22 protein-coding genes and 1 tRNA gene are annotated in these 20,454 nt (G+C 42.7%); 10 read left to right on the top strand and 13 right to left on the bottom strand.

Translation table 11 applies throughout. From position 1 onward, the window contains the following. Positions 1-25: 25 nt before the first annotated feature. From D1367_RS02710 to D1367_RS02730, 6 genes are all read right to left on the bottom strand, one after another. Positions 26-1,774 (bottom strand): DUF3352 domain-containing protein, encoded by a 1,749-nt coding sequence (locus tag D1367_RS02710; RefSeq protein WP_118162536.1) that lies wholly within the window; start codon positions 1,772-1,774, stop codon positions 26-28. A gap of 220 nt (positions 1,775-1,994) precedes the next feature. Beyond that, entirely contained in the window at positions 1,995-2,135 is a 141-nt protein-coding gene (locus D1367_RS30380) for a hypothetical protein (RefSeq protein ID WP_181985045.1), read from the bottom strand. Positions 2,136-2,284: 149 nt separating this feature from the next. Next, a complete protein-coding gene (locus D1367_RS02715) occupies positions 2,285-2,848 on the bottom strand; it encodes a Uma2 family endonuclease (protein ID WP_118162539.1) in 564 nt (187 codons plus the stop codon). Between the two features lie 32 nt (positions 2,849-2,880). Continuing rightward, positions 2,881-3,456: a Uma2 family endonuclease gene (locus D1367_RS02720; RefSeq protein ID WP_118162541.1), complete on the bottom strand. Its 576-nt coding sequence runs from the start codon at positions 3,454-3,456 to the stop codon at positions 2,881-2,883. Positions 3,457-3,532: 76 nt separating this feature from the next. Continuing rightward, positions 3,533-4,144 carry a chorismate lyase gene (locus D1367_RS02725; protein ID WP_118162543.1) on the bottom strand — a complete coding sequence of 204 codons (612 nt, stop codon included), beginning with the start codon at positions 4,142-4,144 and terminating at the stop codon, positions 3,533-3,535. Positions 4,145-4,407: 263 nt separating this feature from the next. Continuing rightward, a tRNA-Leu gene (locus tag D1367_RS02730) sits at positions 4,408-4,490 on the bottom strand. A 423-nt stretch (positions 4,491-4,913) separates the two neighbouring features. Between D1367_RS02730 and accC the strand changes: the two genes are divergently transcribed. Beyond that, positions 4,914-6,257 carry an acetyl-CoA carboxylase biotin carboxylase subunit gene (gene accC / locus D1367_RS02735; protein ID WP_118162545.1) on the top strand — a complete coding sequence of 448 codons (1,344 nt, stop codon included), beginning with the start codon at positions 4,914-4,916 and terminating at the stop codon, positions 6,255-6,257. Positions 6,258-6,367: 110 nt separating this feature from the next. Here accC and D1367_RS02740 read toward each other — a convergent pair whose 3' ends face one another. After that, positions 6,368-6,661: a YggT family protein gene (locus D1367_RS02740; protein ID WP_118162549.1), complete on the bottom strand. Its 294-nt coding sequence runs from the start codon at positions 6,659-6,661 to the stop codon at positions 6,368-6,370. A gap of 258 nt (positions 6,662-6,919) precedes the next feature. On the opposite strand from D1367_RS02740, the gene psbX reads away from it, so the two are divergent. The 4 genes from psbX to D1367_RS02760 all read left to right on the top strand — a co-directional run bounded on the left by psbX (position 6,920) and on the right by D1367_RS02760 (position 9,436). Continuing rightward, complete coding sequence (gene psbX / locus D1367_RS02745) at positions 6,920-7,039, top strand: photosystem II reaction center X protein (protein WP_012412183.1); 120 nt, start codon at positions 6,920-6,922, stop codon at positions 7,037-7,039. Between the two features lie 245 nt (positions 7,040-7,284). Continuing rightward, positions 7,285-8,205 (top strand): Ycf66 family protein, encoded by a 921-nt coding sequence (locus D1367_RS02750; RefSeq protein ID WP_118162552.1) that lies wholly within the window; start codon positions 7,285-7,287, stop codon positions 8,203-8,205. A gap of 47 nt (positions 8,206-8,252) precedes the next feature. Next, positions 8,253-8,813: a TolB family protein gene (locus D1367_RS02755; protein WP_109007294.1), complete on the top strand. Its 561-nt coding sequence runs from the start codon at positions 8,253-8,255 to the stop codon at positions 8,811-8,813. Between the two features lie 98 nt (positions 8,814-8,911). Continuing rightward, positions 8,912-9,436 carry a TolB family protein gene (locus tag D1367_RS02760; protein ID WP_118162554.1) on the top strand — a complete coding sequence of 175 codons (525 nt, stop codon included), beginning with the start codon at positions 8,912-8,914 and terminating at the stop codon, positions 9,434-9,436. Between the two features lie 457 nt (positions 9,437-9,893). On the opposite strand, the gene D1367_RS02765 is transcribed toward D1367_RS02760, so the two are convergent. Next, complete coding sequence (locus D1367_RS02765; protein ID WP_181985186.1) at positions 9,894-10,898, bottom strand: succinate dehydrogenase/fumarate reductase iron-sulfur subunit; 1,005 nt, start codon at positions 10,896-10,898, stop codon at positions 9,894-9,896. Between the two features lie 1,454 nt (positions 10,899-12,352). Between D1367_RS02765 and D1367_RS02770 the strand changes: the two genes are divergently transcribed. The 3 genes from D1367_RS02770 (at position 12,353) to D1367_RS02780 (ending at position 14,382) form a co-directional block, all read left to right on the top strand. Then, positions 12,353-12,790, top strand: a complete 438-nt coding sequence (locus D1367_RS02770; RefSeq protein WP_118162560.1) for an AbrB family transcriptional regulator — start codon at positions 12,353-12,355, stop codon at positions 12,788-12,790. A gap of 465 nt (positions 12,791-13,255) precedes the next feature. Then, positions 13,256-14,062: a CPBP family intramembrane glutamic endopeptidase gene (locus tag D1367_RS02775; RefSeq protein WP_181985187.1), complete on the top strand. Its 807-nt coding sequence runs from the start codon at positions 13,256-13,258 to the stop codon at positions 14,060-14,062. 119 nt (positions 14,063-14,181) lie between these two features. Further along, positions 14,182-14,382 carry a hypothetical protein gene (locus tag D1367_RS02780; RefSeq protein WP_228674659.1) on the top strand — a complete coding sequence of 67 codons (201 nt, stop codon included), beginning with the start codon at positions 14,182-14,184 and terminating at the stop codon, positions 14,380-14,382. 352 nt (positions 14,383-14,734) lie between these two features. Here the strand turns inward: D1367_RS02780 and D1367_RS02785 are convergent, their stop codons facing one another. From D1367_RS02785 to D1367_RS02800, 4 genes are all read right to left on the bottom strand, one after another. After that, positions 14,735-15,856 carry a geranylgeranyl reductase family protein gene (locus tag D1367_RS02785; RefSeq protein WP_118162563.1) on the bottom strand — a complete coding sequence of 374 codons (1,122 nt, stop codon included), beginning with the start codon at positions 15,854-15,856 and terminating at the stop codon, positions 14,735-14,737. A gap of 134 nt (positions 15,857-15,990) precedes the next feature. Continuing rightward, positions 15,991-16,539 (bottom strand): ribosome recycling factor, encoded by a 549-nt coding sequence (gene frr / locus D1367_RS02790; protein ID WP_118162565.1) that lies wholly within the window; start codon positions 16,537-16,539, stop codon positions 15,991-15,993. Next, entirely contained in the window at positions 16,526-17,254 is a 729-nt protein-coding gene (pyrH, locus tag D1367_RS02795; RefSeq protein ID WP_118162567.1) for a UMP kinase, read from the bottom strand. Before pyrH ends, frr begins: the two co-directional genes overlap by 14 nt. A gap of 71 nt (positions 17,255-17,325) precedes the next feature. After that, positions 17,326-17,880, bottom strand: a complete 555-nt coding sequence (locus tag D1367_RS02800) for a thioredoxin family protein (RefSeq protein ID WP_118162569.1) — start codon at positions 17,878-17,880, stop codon at positions 17,326-17,328. Positions 17,881-18,318: 438 nt separating this feature from the next. On the opposite strand from D1367_RS02800, the gene D1367_RS02805 reads away from it, so the two are divergent. Then, entirely contained in the window at positions 18,319-19,242 is a 924-nt protein-coding gene (locus D1367_RS02805) for an alpha/beta fold hydrolase (protein WP_118162571.1), read from the top strand. Positions 19,243-19,698: 456 nt separating this feature from the next. Here the strand turns inward: D1367_RS02805 and D1367_RS30390 are convergent, their stop codons facing one another. After that, on the bottom strand, positions 19,699-19,875 hold the full coding sequence (locus D1367_RS30390; RefSeq protein WP_181985047.1) for a hypothetical protein: 177 nt from the start codon (positions 19,873-19,875) through the stop codon (positions 19,699-19,701). Between the two features lie 109 nt (positions 19,876-19,984). Between D1367_RS30390 and D1367_RS02810 the strand changes: the two genes are divergently transcribed. After that, the gene (locus D1367_RS02810) at positions 19,985-20,359 is read left to right on the top strand and encodes an SAP domain-containing protein (RefSeq protein WP_118162573.1); all 375 of its coding nucleotides are present in this window, start codon (positions 19,985-19,987) and stop codon (positions 20,357-20,359) included. The last annotated feature ends 95 nt before the right edge of the window (positions 20,360-20,454 follow it).

Consider the following 20,454-nt stretch of genomic DNA (forward strand, 5'->3'; position numbering starts at 1 on the left):
TCTAAAATTCTTACTCCCCACTCCCCTATTTAACAGAGTTGTTCTTATTACTTTCTGGACTAGGCAAGGGAGTCGTGTTACTAACTTTTTTGAGTGTTAGAAAAATGTCGTAGATGTTACTGCGACTGTCGCTGACGGCGGATGTCATGCCAATTGAGCGCGTTGCATCAAGCCAAGCTTGTTGATTGGGAATTAGAGTTGGTAAAGGAAAATTTTTCACAGTTCGTTCCACATCCAGGAAAAATTGACCATTTGTCGGATTTGGATCTGTAGGAACTGTTTTTTGGAAGGGGATCGTGCTAGCTAGTGTGTTGTTGGGTTTGGGAAGAATTTTCTCAGTAACGGGAGCGCCCACTACTAGAAAGGCGACATCTCCATCTAACCAGCCGTGGGTTGCAGTTAAGGTACCATAGGGTGAAACCCAGTTAACAACGGGTTGCCCTGCGACTTTCGCCGGTTGGACTTGGAACTGGTATTGATTTCTCATCACGTCATCCAGCTGTTTTATGGATGTTTCAGCTGAATTGTGATCGCTTCCCTGTACCATGAACACCAAACCCATACGAAAATCATCTGGTGAACCTTGTTTGGGAGTAGTAGGAATTAGTGATAAGGAAAACTCGCCTTTCATCCAACTGAGCAAATCCTTATCTAAATCGAGAGTGGTAAGAGATTTTATCCCATTTCTAAGTTGTTCTGGTGCGATCGGCGAGAGGGGATTTCCTTGAGATGTTAAAACGTAATCTCCCCACAACCTCTGTAAGTTTCCCCCCGAAAGCATCATTAAGGTTTCTGCTGGTAGGCGGCTTTGCATTTGCCCAGCTTTGTTTTCTACCGCCAGCACCCGTTGACTATTAGGGTTTAACCAAGAAACGCCCTTGAACCGGATTCCTTCTGCCTCTAAGATCATTGTCCCCGCTAAACCTTGGTTATTTTGCAGTTGAGCCAAAACTTGAGCTGGTATTGGGCGGTTTGGAGAAGCTGCGGCTATTTTAGCTGCTGTTGGCACATTTACGTAAAACTGGCCAAAGCGTTGGTAGTTGGCAATTTTTGGCAAATTCTCAGCAAAGCCCCCTGTTGTCGCTAGGGATGTTTGATTTTTATAAGCATCGATCGCTCGTTCTGTGGCTTTGGGGCTATCAGTTATAACTAAAAAACGCCCATCTAGTAATGCTGCACAGATGTTTTCTCCTGCTTGTCCCTCACTTTGTTTAATGGCGATTCCTTGATAAATACGGTCAATCCATTTGCCTTGTTTTAGGGTTTTGGGTTGTGCCAAAATGTTTTTGGCGATTTCTGGATTTTTCACTGGTAATACCATTACCATCGACTGCTGATCACTGACAGCATCTTCATTGGTGGTAACTGGTTTGGGTGCAGGTTTACTTGCTATTGCTGGGGCAAGAATTGCGATTGTAACGTCATTACCTACCCAAGGAGCGATATCTTTCTGGAAGTCGTAACCATTATTAGTGAGAAAGCGATCGCGCAATTCTACTAAATTTCTGTCCAGTTCTGCTTGGGTTTCTTTTGTGCCAAACTCCCGCAATTTCTGCCACTGCTGGGGATCTGTTGTCAGAGAAACCGCAAATAGGGCATCACCAGGAATAATATTTGCACCCACTAGCAAATCGCTAGAAGATCGTTGTCTCTGGCTTAATAACCAGTATGCTGCACTTCCCGCACCAATCAATAGCCCAGCAGCCGAGAGCGTCAGCACCAGAGACGGTTTCTTATTTTTCTTCATCGGAACAGACACAAGAGGCGGTGCCATTGAAACCTATACCTTATACTTGCAAACTTATTACTTGCTTGATTAGTCAAGTACACCAACAGGTTTAACCATTCTTTAGAACAGCTAATTATATTAAATTTTTCCACCCTAGATGTTGATGATACTTTGGTAATCAACCTTCCCTACTCTTTCAAAAGCTGTGTTTTTAGTTCAGTTACCATTTTTAACACGCTTTGTTGAATTTCGTAGGACGTTTCCTTTAGATTAATTTCTCTGTCGGAAATGCTCGGTTGCGATATGCGATCGCCACCGGAAAGGGCAGGTACGCGATCGCGCCTATAAGCCAATACGCTTGGGTTAAGGATAATCGTAGGTTGGGTTGAGCTTTAGTGTTACCCAACAAAACACCGAAAATGTTGGGTTTCGTTCCTCAACCCAACCTACGCAGTTTAAGGTTCTTGGCGCTAACCCAAGCGTATTGGCCTATAAGCGCAGTATTTTTTGGGACAATGCGGTATCGCAAAGCTATACCGTCGGCTTATCATTTACTTATACCTGTAACTCAAATCCAGGTAATATATCTTCTCCAGAAACAATCGCTGGCATTTGTATAACTTCTACAGCTTTCAAAAGTCGGTAAATTTCAACTTGACGATCTTGAGGATTAATCAGCCAACCCAAACGCAGACCATTTTGAATGTATTCCTGCATTTTCTCTTGAATTGGTGCAAGGCGATCTGTCTCCGATCGCAATTCAATCAAAAAGTCGGGTACAAGTGGCGGAAATTTTTTTCGTTGTTCTGGTGTTAAAGCTTCCCATCGCTCCAATTTTACCCAAGCAGCATCAGGAGAACGTTTTGCACCGTTGGGAAGTATAAAGATAGTTGAAGAACTAAAAACTTTCCCTAATTTAGCTTGACGATTCCAAATTTCTAAATCAGCGATCAGTCCAGCTTCTTGATTTCCGCTTTCTCCTCCTACTGGTGGCACAATTATTAATTCTCCAGATGCATTCATTTCCAGGCTTAAATCACGATTGGCAATACACAATTGATAAAATTGCTCATCGCTTAAATGAGCAATCGGTTCTAGATTTAGCACAACAGTATTCATTAAATCTTTCCTCGTGTCTTTCTTACTAAACATCAGCAGGAAATTCTTGCTTGTTGGAAAATTTCTTGAGGTGTAATTTGCAACCCTTCAAATAAGGAATCTTCTAAACTCTCAGTACCACGTTTGGTTTGAGGGAGAATATCAGGATAAAAAATGGTAATAGTTTTTGCTCTAGAATCAATAATCCAAACTCGTTGAACTTGAGCTTTTAGATAATCAGTGGCTTTTTCGGTCATTTCTCCGAAAGTTTGACCGGGGGAGATAATTTCAATGACTAATTCGGGTGCAACAGGACAAGCCTCATCTTGGAACCAATCAGCAGAAAGACGGTTATAAGAAATATAAGTCAAATCTGCTACAGGAACCCAGTTTTGTTGATTTCGTGTTAGCTTAATTGCCCATTCAATTACAACTCGCCCCTTTCCTTGCGCCCATGCAGACAATAGTATAAATAATGCACCTGTTATAGAACTATGAAAAAATTTTGGTGCCATCTCATCGTTTTTGAATTTAGGAACAGCTTCTCCATCAATGAGTTCGTAAGTAATATCTCCTTCGGGAAGTGCGAGAAATTCTTCGAGGGTGAGTTGGGTTTTGAGTTGAATCATGGTTGAACTTGGGGAATGATTCTATTTTAGAGAGGATGCGATCGCACAACAACGACAAACCATCACCGAAAACTCATTAATTTAATTGCATAGCTCCCAAATATTTAGTTAAATAAGGCGAAAAAACTTCATAAATTAAAGTTAATGGCTGTCCATGATGCCAAAACAAGTAATGGCGACCCCAAAAAGGCCCAGTTACATCAAAACCAGACTCTAGCGCCGATGAGTCACCATAGTAAATCCCTCGAACATCCCGATACAACTCTGTGCGAAGACGAGCTAAACTCGCCCAAATTGGTAATGAGCGATTTTGCAAATACTCATCTACATGACTGGCTTCCCACCACGAAGTAGCATAGGCTAATCGTTGACCAGAAGCAGTCCGCAGCCACACTTGTCGCCGTAGTCGTGGGCCTGGTACAGCTTGAATTAAATCAGGAGCGCCATCTAAGTCCATGCCAATCAATGACATATCAATGACATCTACTTCTACAGGCTCACCTGTAAGCAATTCTAGGTGACGTGTTGGAGAGCCGTCACCCAAAAGCATTAGCTGCCAAGCAGGTGCTAGCTGAGTATGAGGTAAACTTTTTTGAATCACTTCCTCCCCTCCTTGCCAAATCGGAGTGAGGCGATGCCAAGCTGCTGGCAGTGTTAAGTTGTTTGTCGGCGTAAAAGTAATACTCAATGCTTTTTACAAAACTTCACGTATCTCTATAAAAGCATAAAAAACCATAGAGTCATTTGTCATTTGTCATTTGTCATTTGTCCTCTGTTACAAATTTCTGATGCCTGGGCAAGGCGCAAAGTGTCTAATCTCGCAAGAGATTTTGGGCTTTGTCCTTTGACTAATGACCAATAACTAATGACTAATGACCCTCTAAATTTAAGGGTCAACAGTCTAAGGTCTATTGACCTTTGACTATTGACCCTTGACTAATCAACAAAATATGCGGATGGGGAGACTCGAACTCCCAAGGGCATTGCCCACACGCACCTCAAGCGTGCGCGTATACCAATTCCGCCACATCCGCACGGAATCTCTAAACATAAACTATAGCATAAGAAACTAATTATAGTAAGGTGATATTTAAAGTTATATTTCTCAAAAATATAAATTTCCTCAAGGCGGTATCAGACTGACAGAAATTTAGCAGATGCACAAGTGATATTAAAAAGGGTAGATCGACTGTGGGAGGTGCGGTGCGATGGCGTACCCGCCCTTTCCGGTGGCGATCGCGGATCGCAAAAGCCCAGTTTAGTAAGCTAGCCAAGACTTACAGCAGCAATGTTGTTAGTGTAGTAAGACTCGTAGAGGCAGCAAGCCTGCAATATGCGAGTTTGCTTAGAGTCAGGGTGGCGAATCTCCTGTGATAATTTTAAATAATGCGGAAGCGTCGTTTCAAGTTGGATCAGAGAAAATGTCAATCTACTGGTAATGATATCGAAACTAAAAAATGAAGTTTGACAAAATATTAATTGCCAATCGGGGAGAAATCGCCCTTCGCATTCTCCGCGCCTGTGAAGAAATGGGGATTGCAACAGTCGCGGTTCACTCCACCGTTGACCGGAATGCTCTCCACGTCCAACTTGCTGATGAAGCGGTTTGCATTGGCGAACCTGCTAGCAGTAAAAGTTATTTGAATATTCCCAATATTATTGCTGCCGCACTGACACGCAATGCGACTGCCATTCATCCAGGTTATGGCTTTTTGGCAGAAAATGCCCGGTTTGCGGAAATTTGTGCTGACCATCATATTGCTTTTATCGGCCCAACTCCAGAAGCTATCAAGCTGATGGGCGATAAATCCACTGCCAAAGAAACCATGCTAAAAGCTGGAGTTCCGACAGTACCAGGTAGTGAGGGGTTGGTAGAATCCGAGGAAGAAGGATTAAAATTCGCCAAGGAAATCGGCTATCCAGTGATGATCAAAGCCACAGCCGGTGGTGGTGGGCGGGGTATGCGCCTAGTTCGTTCTGAAGATGAATTTGTCAAACTTTTCCTGGCAGCCCAAGGGGAAGCAGGAGCAGCTTTTGGTAATTCTGGCGTTTATATAGAAAAATTTATTGAACGTCCCCGCCACATCGAATTTCAAATTTTGGCGGATAACTACGGTAATGTCATCCACTTGGGCGAACGGGATTGCTCAATTCAGCGCCGGAATCAAAAGCTACTAGAAGAAGCACCAAGTCCGGCTCTTGACCAAGACTTGCGTGAGAAAATGGGACAAGCTGCTGTCAAAGCTGCCCAATTCATCAATTACAGTGGGGCGGGTACTATCGAATTTCTCTTGGATAGATCCGGTAAATTCTACTTTATGGAAATGAACACCCGGATTCAAGTAGAACATCCTGTAACAGAGATGATTACTGGAATAGACTTGGTTGCCGAACAAATTCGGATTGCTCAAGGGGAAAGACTCAAGCTTACGCAAGAGCAAGTAGTATTACGAGGTCATTCGATTGAGTGCCGGATCAACGCTGAAGACCCAGATCATGACTTTCGCCCTTCTCCTGGACGGATTAGTGGCTATCTTCCCCCTGGAGGCCCTGGCGTTCGCATTGATTCCCACGTTTACACAGATTACCAAATCCCGCCTTACTACGATTCTTTGATCGGCAAGTTAATTGTTTGGGGCCCAGACCGACCCACTGCTATTAACCGCATGAAACGCGCACTCCGGGAATGTGCCATCACTGGACTACCTACCACCATTGGGTTTCATCAAAGAATTATGGAAACTCCACAATTTTTGCAGGGTAATGTCTATACAAATTTTGTGCAGGAGATGAACGGCTAGGGGAGTGGGGAGTTAGGAGTTAGGAGTGGGGAGTTAGGAGTTAGGAGTTAGGAATTAAAAATTCTCTTCCAATGCCCAATGCCCAATGCCCCATTCCCAATGCCCCATGCCTAATTCACACGAGCTAGCATTGTCAGTAATCCTTGCTGACCTAGTAATATTTCTCGCGCCAGACTAAAGATACCAACCCAAATAATAGGTGTAATATCCACTCCGCCTATAGGTTGTACCAGTTTTCGCAATGGCACTAAAAATGGTTCGGTGGGCCAAGCTATTAAATTAAAGGGCAAACGATTCAGATTCACTTGCGGATACCAAGTGAGAATGATCCGAAATATAAATAAAAATGTCATCAGCCCTAATACAGGGCCAAGAATCCAAGCAGTCAGGTCAACACCAGTCATCGGTTTAAGCTACTATCTATCGTAAAGAAAGAAAAACTTAGGCGATCGGCAAGCCGCGCTTCGCTAACGCCACAAAATTTGAAGCTTTGTAAAGCACTCTCATCATCATTTTAACCAAATGCTGCCACTTACTTCTGCAATAGAAAAGCAAACTCCCCACAGCAGTTACCAAGTTTGGCAGTTCATAGTTAAAGGCTTCTCAAGAAAGTAATACACTATTAAAATTAGGATGAAGTGTGTAAAAAAAGGTTTAGAAGTATGACGCCTTCTTTAGCAAATTTTCTTTGGAGTCTGTTATGGGGTACTGCAATTGTTGTGATCCCCGTTACAGTTGGTCTAATTTTCATTAGCCAAAAAGATAAAATTCAGCGTTCATAATGCTTATGAGAGTTAATTCAACTCTCATAACCGATTGTCTGTTAGCTATTTATAATTGCACTAAAAGCAGCAGTGTTTGCCGCTAGAAGCAGTTGTAGCTAACAGGCATAGGTTTTTTTATTTTTCGGTGAACAGCTTCAGAGCTTCTTTGCCAGAGGCTTTGAAGCTTCAATATATCGTCTCTAATTACAGTAGTGATTTTAATTGTGACTCGCTAACATAGATTTGATATTGGGAAAACAGCAATGATAAATTTTGGGCTGAACTCAGCCAGTTTTCTGGCTCAGGTAAATTTTGGGGCAAACTCAGCCAGTATTCTAGGAATTTTCCTGGCTGTGGCTGGGGCAGCACTGTATTTTCTCCGCACTGTGCGTCCAGAATTGTCACGGGATCAAGATATCTTTTTTGCGGCAGTCGGTTTGCTCTGCGGCTTCATTCTCGTGTTTCAAGGATGGCGCTTAGACCCGATTCTACAATTTGGTCAACTGCTATTAGTTGGCACAACTGTGTTTTTTGCAGTTGAAAGTATTCGTCTGCGGAGTATAGCTACCCAGCAAGCAAAGCGCAACACTCCGATTGTGGACGATGAGCGAGAGGTAAGCGGAAATTATTCAATGAACCGCAATCGCAAGAGGTATGGGGCTGAGATGGAGGCAGACTTAGATCCACTGCCTTATGAAGATGAGGAAGATCGCCCCGTGCGTGCCCGGATTCGCGGTAGCAGGGATGAGATTTCCACTCGTGATGACTACTACGAGGAGCAACCCCCCCGTCGTTCAGAACGCCGCAACAGCAGCAGTAGTGAAAGACAGGCCCCATCTGATAGAACGCGGCGCCGGACTTCTGGGCGTCCTGTGAATCGCCCTTCTGAAAGCTCTGAAGAAGAAAATTGGGGTTCTTCATCTAGGCAAGTTGATGATTGGGAAAGTTCGGGAGGGGAAGTCAAAAAACCTTCTCGGCGTAGTAATAACGGGTCTGGGCGTCCAGAAAGCCGGGAAGATGATGTTGCTCCCAGACCAAGAAGGCGTCGTCCAGCGACTGACTCAACTCCTCGAAGACCACGCGAAGATGATGAGGCGATCCCAACTGATTATGTGCCATACAACCCGGTTGAAATGCCAAATGAGGGGCGAGATAATTCGACCGATTTTGATGACGATGTTTAAAACAGTTGGGGTGACACTAGGTTTAAAGGCGACGGAAAACAGTTGAGGTGGAAAAATTTACGCCTACATTTTGGCTCCAAAGACCAATTCATTGGAGCCTGGTTTTTGGTTTAACAAGTTTGCTTGCATCTTGTGGTTATAACGATATTTCTATAGGGCCTACTTCCCTCAACAGTCGCTACACTGAGGAGCAACCTGCTTTGAGTGGAAATGGGCGCTTTTTAGCGTTTGTATCTAATCGGAATGGTAATCAACAGCTACTGGTTTTCGATTTAGAGAGGCAACTGTTTATTGGTACACCGGGGATAAACCGAGCGGAGACAATTGCTGAAAGTCCTAGCTTGAGTTATACCGGGCGTTATATTGCTTATCTTACTAGTGACCAAGGTAGACCAGTAGTGGCGCTTTACGATCGCGCTACACAACAGTCGCAAATCGTCACACCAACCTATCGCGGCTGGGTCAGAAAACCAAATATTAGCCCAGATGGACGTTATGTTGTCTTTGAAACCGCCAGCCGTGGTCAGTGGGATATTGAAGTCCTAGACCGGGGGCCAAATATTGAGTTAGATATTCCTAATGGTGCAACTGTAGGTTCACCTCCGTAGGAGTTAGGAGAGACGCGATTAATCGCGTCTGTACAAGAGTTGGGGGTTAGGAGTTAGGAGTTGTGAGACTATTGACTAATGACTAATGACTAAATTATATGAAACGTGTTTTTTTTATACCTGCATTTTTATCCTTTAGTTTATTGACTGGATGTTTTGGTTACCCTCGCCTTTTGAGTTATCCCTTTGATCCGGGGGGGCGGAGTCTCAATAGTTTAGCGTCAGAATTAAATCCCCAAATTTCTGGGAGATACATTGTTTTTATTACTGACCGACGCGGTAGCCAAGATGTTTATATGTTTGATACGGTGACTCGTGATTTGGTTGATTTGCCGGGTTTAAACTCCCTTGATGCGATCGCAACTCATCCTAGCGTTTCCCAAGATGGTCGTTATGTTGTGTTTGGTGCTAGCCGTCAGGGGCGATCGGCTATTTTTCTCTACGACAGGGAAACACGCCAATCACGCAATTTGACTAATAACCTACAATCTGAAGTTCGCAACCCTACAATTAGCGCTGATGGTAGTAGGATTGCTTTTGAATCCAGTAACAACGGTCAGTGGGATGTTTTAGTATATGACCGTTATGGACAGCCGTTGAATATACCTCAAGAACCACGTTGAATTAGAGTTAGGAGTTATGAGTGAGGAGTTAGGAGTTAAAATTCTAGGAGTTACGCATTGACAGAAGCAATTAAATATGCGTATGGATTTTCAGGCATTCAAGTTTGATTTTTTCACCATTAGCCAGCGATACCTGCGGCGGGCTGCGCCTAAGCCTGATAATTAAGCTAGTAGCCAATAGTCTGAAACAACGGATTTTCGTTGAGACACATCATAGTCATTTTGTACAATGCGTAACTCCTAACTCTAGTCCTTTCAAGGTGACTCGAAAAATCTCTTTTTTTTCTCTGTGTTCTCTGTGACTCTGCGGTTTAAAAGTAATTTATCTAACCACCGAGACGCAGAGAACATAGAGGCAAGAGATGAAGGAGAAATTTTTTGAACAAAATTTTTACTCACCTTGAAAGGGCTACTCCTAACTCCTAACTCCTAACTCCTAACTCCTAACTTTTAACTCTTAACTTTTGTTTTCTACCTGTTGCACAGATTCAATGAGCTTACGCACTTGTTCTGTACCTTCAGAAGCTTCAAAGGACAAGGGAAACTTACCCCGGAGGATCATTCGTAAACCGAGGGGTGCAAGACTGAGTAATCCTCTTAAATCTTTAAAGTAATTGCCGACAACTTGTAAACCAAATTGACGTTCATCAACCCAACCACCTTCTTTAACTAAATCCATCAATACTTTTCGGTGACGAATTGAGCGACTATCGCTTGCTTGTTTGTGGGTGAGAATTTCTTGTTTAATTTTGGTGATTTGTTCTAATGGTGCAACTTCCATTGGACAAACTGAATCACAGTACAAACAACGGGTGCAACCCCACACGCCTTTAGTACCTTCGTTGTAGCTTTCCAAACGATTTTTGGTGTCGCTATCGCGGGAGTCTGCTACCATCCGGTAAGCTTTGGCAAGCGCATGGGGCCCAACAAAGTTTGGATCAACTTCACGGGCGTTGCATTCAGAGTAACATGCACCACACATAATACAGTTACCAGTTTGATCGAGGCGCGATCGCTCTTGTGGTGTTTGCAAAAACTCTCTTTCTGGTACTTGTCGTGCTGCTGTACTCACATAAGGAGCAACTGCTTCTAGATTATTCCAGAAGCTGCTCATATCTACAACCAAATCTTTAATCACGGGCATATTGCCCAGAGGTGCGATCGTAATTTCGGGAATGGGATTTACTTTACTTTGGGATGATGGTATTTGTTGTAATCTGGCAAGTTCACTGCCAACATTTTCCTTACAAGCTAAAGCCGAACGCCCATTAATTCGCATAGCACAGCTACCACAAATTGTATTACGGCAATTTTTGCGAAATGCCAAAGTTCCATCTTGCTCCCACTTAATATGATTGAGGCAATCCAGAATTGTATTACCTGCTTGAGCCTCTACAAGGTAGGTTTGCACCACTGGGGAGGAATTTTGTTGCTGTCGAATGACCTTAAAAATAACTTCCATGACCACTAACCAAAATTTTAAAATTGCTTCACCAGCCTCAAAAATCATGATTCAAGGCAGGTAGTTGTGAAAAATGAGCTATACTTTTTTGACCTTCATTCAAAGCCTAGTGTTAATAGGCTGACCATGAAAGAGCGACTGATTCTAGTTTAACGATAACCATTCAAACTTCACTTATAGCAGTGCTGTAGGCAAAATTTGTGTCAAATTCTCAGATAAAGCGCCAAAAATGTAATTATAGCTTTGCATTGAATTTACCTGTTTAGGAATGTAAAGGAAAGAGCGTTTTACCTTCATCTCTGACCTAGCGATCGTATCCCAATTAAATGCATGTCAGGTTAGAGACACGTCCTGATGTCAACTTGAGTCAGAGCAACTAACTAGAAAATTCAGCAGAAGCTACCGCTTGACGAAATTTTTTGATTATATAGAAGTGTAACTTGGGTATGTTCAATATATAGTAGTGGCAATCAAGCGATAGGTATATGTTAAGAGATTTATTCTTCCCATAGACAGACGTACAAAATTATCTGACTGCTTTTGAGCAAAAGATAATAAAGCGAGGAAAAATCCTCACGACTTTCAAATAAAAGTTCTTATACCGGGGATCCTGGATGCGCGAGACTTTTAGATTTTTGCCTCCTCCCAATCAAGAAAATCTTGAATTTAACACATTAGTCAAAACTGCTCGTCTAAATTAGATAAATTTTTATAAAAGGCATAGACCAATACTCACGCTTGCAATAAAGGGTTAGGAAAATCCTCACTGCTTTTTCCAAGCTTTAAGTCCAGAAATTTAAATAAAAATTTACCAGCAACTTTAATTCAAAATTAAACAACTATTTTGCTATTATTAGTCCATGCTAGTATTTAATATAAAATTACGAAGACACAAAACAGAATCAATAGCCGTATCAGCGCGGCTACTACTGCTTTGTTGAATCGTAATGTAGAGACAAGAAAATTCGCGTCTCTACTGGCAGGACAAAAGGGCATAAGCCCGTAGGACTCTATTGAAATACTATGCTGTCCTAAGTTTGAGAGGATGAGTAGAAAAAACTCTATCTGATCATTGGCCAGAGAAGCAAGCACTAAAAGTGGAAAACCTGCATTTTTTAGGATCTACGACTTATTTGGAGTAGAATCAACCCAATTTGTAAAGGTGGCTGAAAGTTACACCGCTACAGTAGCGCCAAAAGAGAAAATAATTTCATTTCTGATGGCGAATAATGGTTAAAAGTGCCGTGAAATCAGCAAAATTAATTTCTATGGCAACTATGACCTCTAAGTGGTTGTGGACAACCATATATAGAAGTGCTTTTGGCTCCTATCGGCAGGAATTGACCCGCTACACTAGAGTCCTAAGTAGCTCTATGCAAATGCTAAAAAGCCTAATGCTGGCATGAGACTACATTATTTATCAGTTTGGAGAGAGTAAGGAAAATTTGAGCATAATGACTGAAACTGCAACCGCGCCATTAACCGGAAAAGCACTACTTGCGAAAGTAAAAGAACTTTCCACTTTACCACGCCGAGAAAGAGCTAAACAGTGCGGCTATTACACTGTTACTAAGAATAACCAGGTTCGTGTCAATCTCACTGATTTTTATGACGCTTTGCTCTCGGCTAGAGGTATTCCTCTAAGTCCAGAAGCACCTAAAGATGGTCGTGGTCGTGAACCGACATATCGGGTTAGTGTCCATCAAAATGGTCAGATTGTGATTGGTGCGACATACACCAAAGCAATGGGCTTAAAGGCTGGAGATGAGTTTGAAATTAGATTGGGATACAAACATATTCACCTGATTCAACTCGGTGAAACTGACAAAAAACTAAGCTCACAAGATATAGACTCCGACGAATCAGACGAAGATTTGGAAGACGAAGAGTAAAGAAAGCTGATGGTAGGGATAAGTTTCAGGTGATGATAACTTGTCCTTACCCGACAGGAAACTAGTGGTCTGTCCCATTAATTTTGCTGGGTTGTAAAGACGCGAAATTTCGCGTCTCTACAGGGTTTTGGTAACAAACTAATCAATCAGAACTTATGAGACAGACTACTAGTACAGATCGGCGGAAATAAACCTACCATTTCATTACAGTCAGAAAGTCCAAAATTAAAGCTTTTTGAATGGGTGAATGCATGAATGCGTGACTTCCGCCTTGCGGTACTACTAGCTCTATTTAGAAAATTTTGTCACAAGTAGAGAATACGATTAGACCCCTTGCAGAAGTCACCAATTTTAGTAGAGTCTTGATTAATCAGCAAGAAATCTATAGTGCAAGAAGTCTATCGTGTTTTTTTGTTTAGTTTAGTAACTTACTTTGAGTCTTCTGTCAACGCTTTATTGGCGTTTATGGAAAATGCACCAGCACTAGTTGTAGTGATGGCATTTTTTATTTTCTGGATAGTTTGCTGGTTGCCAGTGGCAACAGTATCAGCAATATTGCTCAATTGGCAACCCCCTAAACCTTTACAGCCAGAGCAAAAGATGCCGTTATTGGTGTCACTTTACCTATTAGCTCCCCTGATTCTGTGGGGAATTAGTTGGCTTACCAATAAATCTTTTTCGGATTACGGCTTTGTTGGGAATCTTTCAACTCTTGGTTCTTTAGCACTAGGTTTCGGTTTGGGAGTGGTGAGCCTAGCTGTTGTATTTGGTGGGCAATTCGGGTTAGGGTGGTGTTCTTTTGAAAAGACGAATTTCAAGTTACTACTACCCATCCTGCTACCGATTTTCTTGATAGGGTTATTAGTCGGTGGGATAGAAGAGTTAGTTTTTCGCGGTTTCCTGTTTACTGAATTAGCGCAAGATTATCCAGTTTGGGTAGCAGCAGTAATTTCTAGCTTGATATTTGCTTTGCTACACCTAGTTTGGGAGCAACGTGAAACCGCACCCCAACTTCCTGGATTGTGGCTGATGGGAATAGTGCTGGTGTTGGCACGCTTTGCCTCTAGCAATAATTTGGGTTTAGCATGGGGATTGCACGCGGGATGGATATGGGCAATCGCTACCATAGACACAGCAGAACTAATTACTTATACAGGTAAAGTCTCTGATTTGTTCACAGGTAAGAATAAAAAGCCCCTAGCTGGCTTGGCGGGAATTTTTTGTGTATTGGGAACTGGAGTAATTATCTGGCTTTTCTCTAGGTATTTTTAACTTCGCGTTCAGGTGCAATATTTGAGAGGCGAGCCTGCTAACGAAGCTTGTCTTTCAAATAATATCTTGCAAAAACGGGCAAGCCATGCATTATTAAGATAGAACTGGAGCAAAAGTCTATGGCATACAGTGATTTTAGTCTCCTTAAAGTCAGAGATGCATTTAGCTTAACTTTGTCAGAGACACGCAATCTGTTTCTGACTGTAGGCGGAGTGCAGCCCTCTGACTTGCTAAAGCGGGTGCTGGATGAGAACCTAACTTTAGCGACTGCTATTAACAGCGAAAAAGCTCGTTCTGATCTTGACAGGTTAAGGTTTTAAACAATTTGTCAATAAGTAATAGTGCTTAAAATTTTGCCAAAATAGGGGTAAAAAACATTATTTTTGGGGATGCGATGCCTACGGCGGGCTGTGCCTACGCTTAATCTCTAAATGCATCACTCATTATTGTCCGAAAAAGTCAGTATATAAGTTATTTTAATACCCTGTATTTAAGTGATTTTTCAGCGTAACTACTAATTGACAAAAGTAATTTAGTCTTAGCCTGTCACGAATGATTCTAGACTGGCTTTCACGTTAAGTTGACACCAATGGCGAGACGCCCACCCTACAAGAGATGATTAATTTTTGTAGGGTGGGCGTCTCTTTGCTAGAGATTCCTAATCCTTAATAGTTAACCTCCAAAACCAGGAATTAAACGCTTGAGGGCGCGATCGGTAACGTCGCCATAGCGCAGTTCTCCACACAGAATCTTACCCATGATTTTGGCACCAGAGGGGCGCTTAACACCAATTTTGTAGCCAATGCCAGGAAAGCGATAGAATGCTCCACCTAATTTTTGCGCCCAAGCCATCTCAGTACCCCATTCTTCACTAATCACTTCACTATATTTTTCTAAAGCGTTAATTTCACCAGAAAGAGCCTCATTAATGGCTCCTGCTGCAATCAAACCACTAAAAATCGAGGGGCGAATGCCTTCTGCTGTCATGGGATCAACCACACAAGCAGCTTCCCCAGCCAAAACTGCATTTTGAGTATGCAATTTTTGGTTGCCATCCCACAAGCAAAGGGGATAACCATACTGCTTACTAGTTTTGATATCTACATCAAACGATCGCGCGTACTCATCTAAAATCTTCTTAAAGTCTTGGGGTTCGCCGCCGACAAATGTACCGACACCAATGGAATAACCATCAGCTTTCGGGAAGTTCCAAATGTAGCCATTTTTCACCAAGCCAAACTCAAAGTGAATTGTGGATTTGTCCTTGACAATTGCGGGAACTTCTGCTTCCAAAGCTCCTGCTAAACGGCGTTTACGGTCTTTGAAGCCTAGCCATTTTGCCATTGGGCCTTTGACGCCATCAGCCGCGATTAAGTAGCGACCTGTAACTGGGCCATTGGCTGTGTTAACTTGCCAATAGTCACTTTGAAATTCAATACCTGTTACTTCCGTATTATCTCGGAGTTCAGCCCCTTGCTTCTGTGCTTGCTGCACTAGAAAATGGTCAAAAATATCTCGTCGCACCATCCAGACTGGTTCTTTTGTTGCGATTTTTGCTTCCACGGGGTCGCCCAATTTCCAGGTAAAGCGAAGGGAGTCGGCTTTCACAGAAATCGCTGGGCTAAAATCAAAGTCAAACCATTGAGCGATCGCTGGAGATACACCACCGCCACAAGGCTTATATCTGGGTAAGGATTCTTTTTCTAACACTAATACTGAGCGACCCTGTTTGGCTAAATGATATGCAGCTGTTCCACCAGCTGGCCCAGCGCCGACGATGATGCAGTCGTACATATTAAATTTTTGCTCCAGAATTAGTTTATTTTCTATTGAGATAGTCGATCAATTTTTGTTAAATACCTAAGAAATAATAAAGGCTGAAGAATTTATCCATCATCCTTCAGCCTTTATGCTTCAGACATTAAACTTTAAACAGTCGTGATGTCTTTTTCTTTTTCTGCTAACAGTGAGTCTATTTTGGCAGTATACTCGTTTGTCAGTTTTTGCAAGCTGTCTTGTTGGTCTTTTGATTCATCTTTGGAGATTTCAGAGGCTTTCTCCTGTTTGCGAATCGCGTCTATGGCATCGCGGCGAATGTTGCGAATAGCAACACGACCCTCTTCAGCATATTTAGATGCCATTTTGACAAATTCTTTACGACGCTCGCTTGTTAAAGGCGGAATATTCAACCGGATTACAGAACCGTCGTTACTGGGTGTTAAACCCACATCTGAGAGGGAAATAGCTTTCTCAATGATGTTTAGGGTGTTGCGCTCGTAGGGTTGAATTAAGATCGTCGTAGCATCCGGTGTGCTAATATTTGCTAGTGATTTTAAGGAAGTAGGCGAACCGTAATAGTCCACCAATACCTTATCTAATAGACTCGCATTGGCGCGACCAGTGCGAATTGAGTTAAAAGCTCGTTGAGTTGACTCAACGGTTTTTTGCATCGTACTTTCAGCTTCAGCTAATTTCACAAGAACCTCCCACAAGCGTGCCGATAGATTCTCCCATAATTGCTCGGTGGATGTTACCTCTCACCGTTAGGTCAAATACCAGAATTGGGATATTATTTTCTTTACACAAAGCAATCGCAGTACTATCCATCACCCGCAAATCTTTGGCTAAAACGTGTGCGTAAGTGAGGCTATTGTAACGCTTGGCGTCAGGATAAATATGAGGATCAGCATCATATACTCCATCTACTTTGGTGGCTTTAAAAATCACCTCAGCATCAATTTCTGCGGCTCTTAATGCCGCAGTAGTATCTGTAGTAAAAAAGGGATTTCCAGAACCAGCACCAAAAATTACCACCCGCCCTTTTTCAAGATGGCGGATGGCACGACGACGGATATAAGGTTCTGCTAATTCTTGCATAGCGATCGCAGTTTGCACCCGCGTCTGTACTCCTATGCGTTCTAGCGAATCTTGCAGTGTCATGGCGTTCATTACCGTGGCAATCATCCCAATATAGTCAGCGGTTGCCCTGTCCATCCCCGCCGACGCTGCTTTGACGCCACGAAAAATATTGCCGCCGCCAACAACTATGGCGATTTGAGTGCCAGTGGCTATCACCTCTGCTAATTCTTGTGCTATGCCTTTGACCACTTCTGGATCAATGCCATAGCCCATGTTGCCCATTAAGGCTTCACCGCTCAGTTTGAGTAAAACCCGTCGGTAATTCGTTCCCATGAAGTTCCGCTTTATCAAAAAAGTTGCAATTGCCTCCAACTTAAGATAGCAGTTACAGGGACTATCTATGTCTAGTTACGCCAAATCAATGTAGTCCCGACTGGTTCTGTTTGTGGTGTGTCTATTTTATGACCTTGAAGCAGAGCAGCGATCGCAGTTCTCAAATAATCCTCTCCCACCGATGATGGGTCATGAGGATGATTATCAATTTTTCCTTTGTAGCGGACTATACCGTTAGTATCGATTAGAAAGGCCGTTGGTGTTTTTGTTGCACCGAAACTACCGGTCACATCTTGAGTCGAGTCCCACAGGTAGGGGAAATTCAACTGGTGACGCACGGCAAAAGCTTTCATATTTTCAAAGCTTGGCCTAGTAGCGCGATCAACATTACTACCATTCAGGCCAATTAGTGTGAAGCCTTGTGGTGCAAATTCGGCTTGAATGTTTTTTAACCTGTCTATATACCACTCTACATAAGGGCAGTGGTTACATAGGGAAATAACGCCCACTGCTCGGAACTTCTCAAGATAACGCCTGAGATGGTGTACTTGATCGTCAATTCCTGGCAGTTCAAAATCGGGTGCATAGCTCCCAATGGGAGTATCGATTGTTTCTAGTAGATTCATAATTTCTGGCTCGCAGAACTAGGAACAAGAAAGAGATTGTTAAATTCAGCGTCAGTTTCCAGTTGCAAACCACCCCTTAGCCGATGCCTCATATTTGACAATGTTATAGACTTGCATTAGCGATCGTAAATTGTGAAACTACTGAATCTAGCAGTGATGCTAATTCGCTCACATCTAAAAATAGCGAAAATATTACTCACATTCTAGAAGTTATGATTTCTAATTAAGTTGTGAGTAAATTACCTCTATCAACAACACGGAAATCTATGCTAGATAAAACTATCAGCCTAGAAGCTTTCGTGGTGTCTGTCTAAGCTATCACTAAAGCAAAGGATTTACTTTGAAAATCTGATAAATTTTATTCCAATTCAAAACAATTTTACTTGCGTCTTGTCTTGCTGCTGAAAGGCTTTTACCCTTGTATTCATCAAATTTCTTATGACAACCTCAAGCTCAAAAACAGCACTTAACTCTAGAAAAACCTGGATTTGGCAAGATTTCCCCATCTGCTATCAAACCCAAGGAACTACTGGCCCAGCTGTTGTCCTCGTGCATGGATTTGGCGCTTCTTGGTGGCATTGGCAAAAGAACATTCCTGTGTTAGCACAAAGTTGCCGTGTTTATGCGATCGATTTGATTGGTTTTGGTGCTTCCGCAAAACCTCAACCTGGTGAAAAAATTAACTACACACTAGAAACTTGGGGACAGCAAGTAGCAGATTTTTGCCGTGAAGTAGTGGGTGAGCCAGCTTTTTTAGTGGGAAATTCTATTGGCTGTATTGTCGCCATGCAAGCAGCAGTAAGCAACCCAGATATTGCTTTAGGAGTTGCTTTGCTCAACTGTTCTTTACGGCTGTTGCACGATCGCAAACGGGAAACTTTACCTTTATCTCGTCGTTACGGAGCGCCTGTACTGCAACGTCTGTTATCTATCAAACCAGTTGGTGATTTCTTTTTCAATCAACTCGCCAAACCGAAAACAGTGCGGAAAATTCTGCTGCAAGCTTATGCGAATGCTGAGATGGTGACAGATGAGTTAGTAGATATTCTCACTTCACCAGCAAGTGATCCGGGGGCTGGGGCTGTTTTTCTTGCTTTTACTTCTTATTCTACAGGGCCATTACCTGAAGAACTTTTACCACTGTTAGCTTGTCCAGTGATTATCTTGTGGGGAACGGCTGATCCGTGGGAACCAATTAAGTTAGGGAGAGAATTAGCTAACTTTCCCCAAGTAGAAAAGTTTATTCCTTTAGAGGGAGTGGGGCATTGTCCGCAGGATGAAGCGCCGGAGTTAGTCAATCCGATTTTACTCGATTGGATTTTATCTCAGTATAGCGAAGGCATCCCACCTCAATTAAATTAAAAGTTTGACTTATTAATAAAGTGTCAACTTAGAGCCAGGGCGAATGGAATTCGCGGCTATACAAACAAAGTCCACCTCCGTGGACTAATACAAAATCAAGGGTTCTTAACCGAATGGCACTAAGAAAAGCGCAAAGGCTTGTGTAGCCTCGTTAAGAGCCTCCAGGCTGGGAATGTATTCTCATGGGCTGCTGCCTCTCGTCAAGCTACTGGAGGCGGAGCCTCCTAGAATGGGTTCCCAGCCTGGAGGCTGGGAACCAGTCAGGACAAGGACTGTATCTTTTCTTAGTGCCATTCGGTTCTTAACCCACGAAGGCGGTCACTGAGCTTGTCGAAGTGTGGGTTTTGCTTGTGTAGATGCGGTTTCTAACCGCCTTTTTCACGTTAAGTTGACTTCTCCTTATCTTCATCTAGTGCTTTTTGGATAGCTTGACGACAAAACTCAGGAGGGTCGTCTTTAGTCTTTATCTTCATTTAGTGCTTTTTGGATAGCTTGGCGACAAAACTCAGGAGGATCGTCCTTAGCCTTTACCTCTTCCTTCATTTCCTTGGTGACACGGAAGTTTAATTGTTCGGTTAATTCTTTGCTTGGTTGGTTTCCAAAATTTTCAGGTTTACCCTTAGCTTTAGCCATTTATGTAGAAACGTAAATATAGCTTCAAGTCGATGTTAACAACGAGTTACACTTTAAAATCGGTGAGTACTTGCCTGGAAAACTTGTAACTCATGGGTAACTCTATTTTATGTTCACAAGGTCAGAACTCGAAATCAAAACTATTGCTGAGTTGAGAGATTTATGTAGGCGTTACGGATTGAAGCCTACTGGGAATGGAGGGTACAAGACCAGTTGGATTGTTAGCTTGATGGCATTTCCACAGATAGCGATCGCTCAAATAAGGCAAGGAAGAGGGTTGAAGTCACCAGGCTTTAGCGTTACTCAATTCCTCGAAGGGGTGGTAGATGAGATGAATTCACCCACTGATGAGCAAGCAGCACTGATCAAGCTGACGATGGAAGGCAAAGCTATGAGCTACCCTGACAGATACGACCAAGAGAGCTTGCTTAACTTGCACAAGGCTAAGATGTATCTTGAAATGGCGATCGGACTGCTAAACTAAACCAGTAAATCAGTTTTGAGGGTTTGTAGTAAGGACTTTAGTGCTTTGAAAATAAGGACTAAAGTCCTTACTACAAACTTACTTACCTGTATTGG

Origin of the sequence: Nostoc sphaeroides (genome assembly GCF_003443655.1) — a bacterium.
Taxonomy (GTDB): domain Bacteria; phylum Cyanobacteriota; class Cyanobacteriia; order Cyanobacteriales; family Nostocaceae; genus Nostoc; species Nostoc sphaeroides.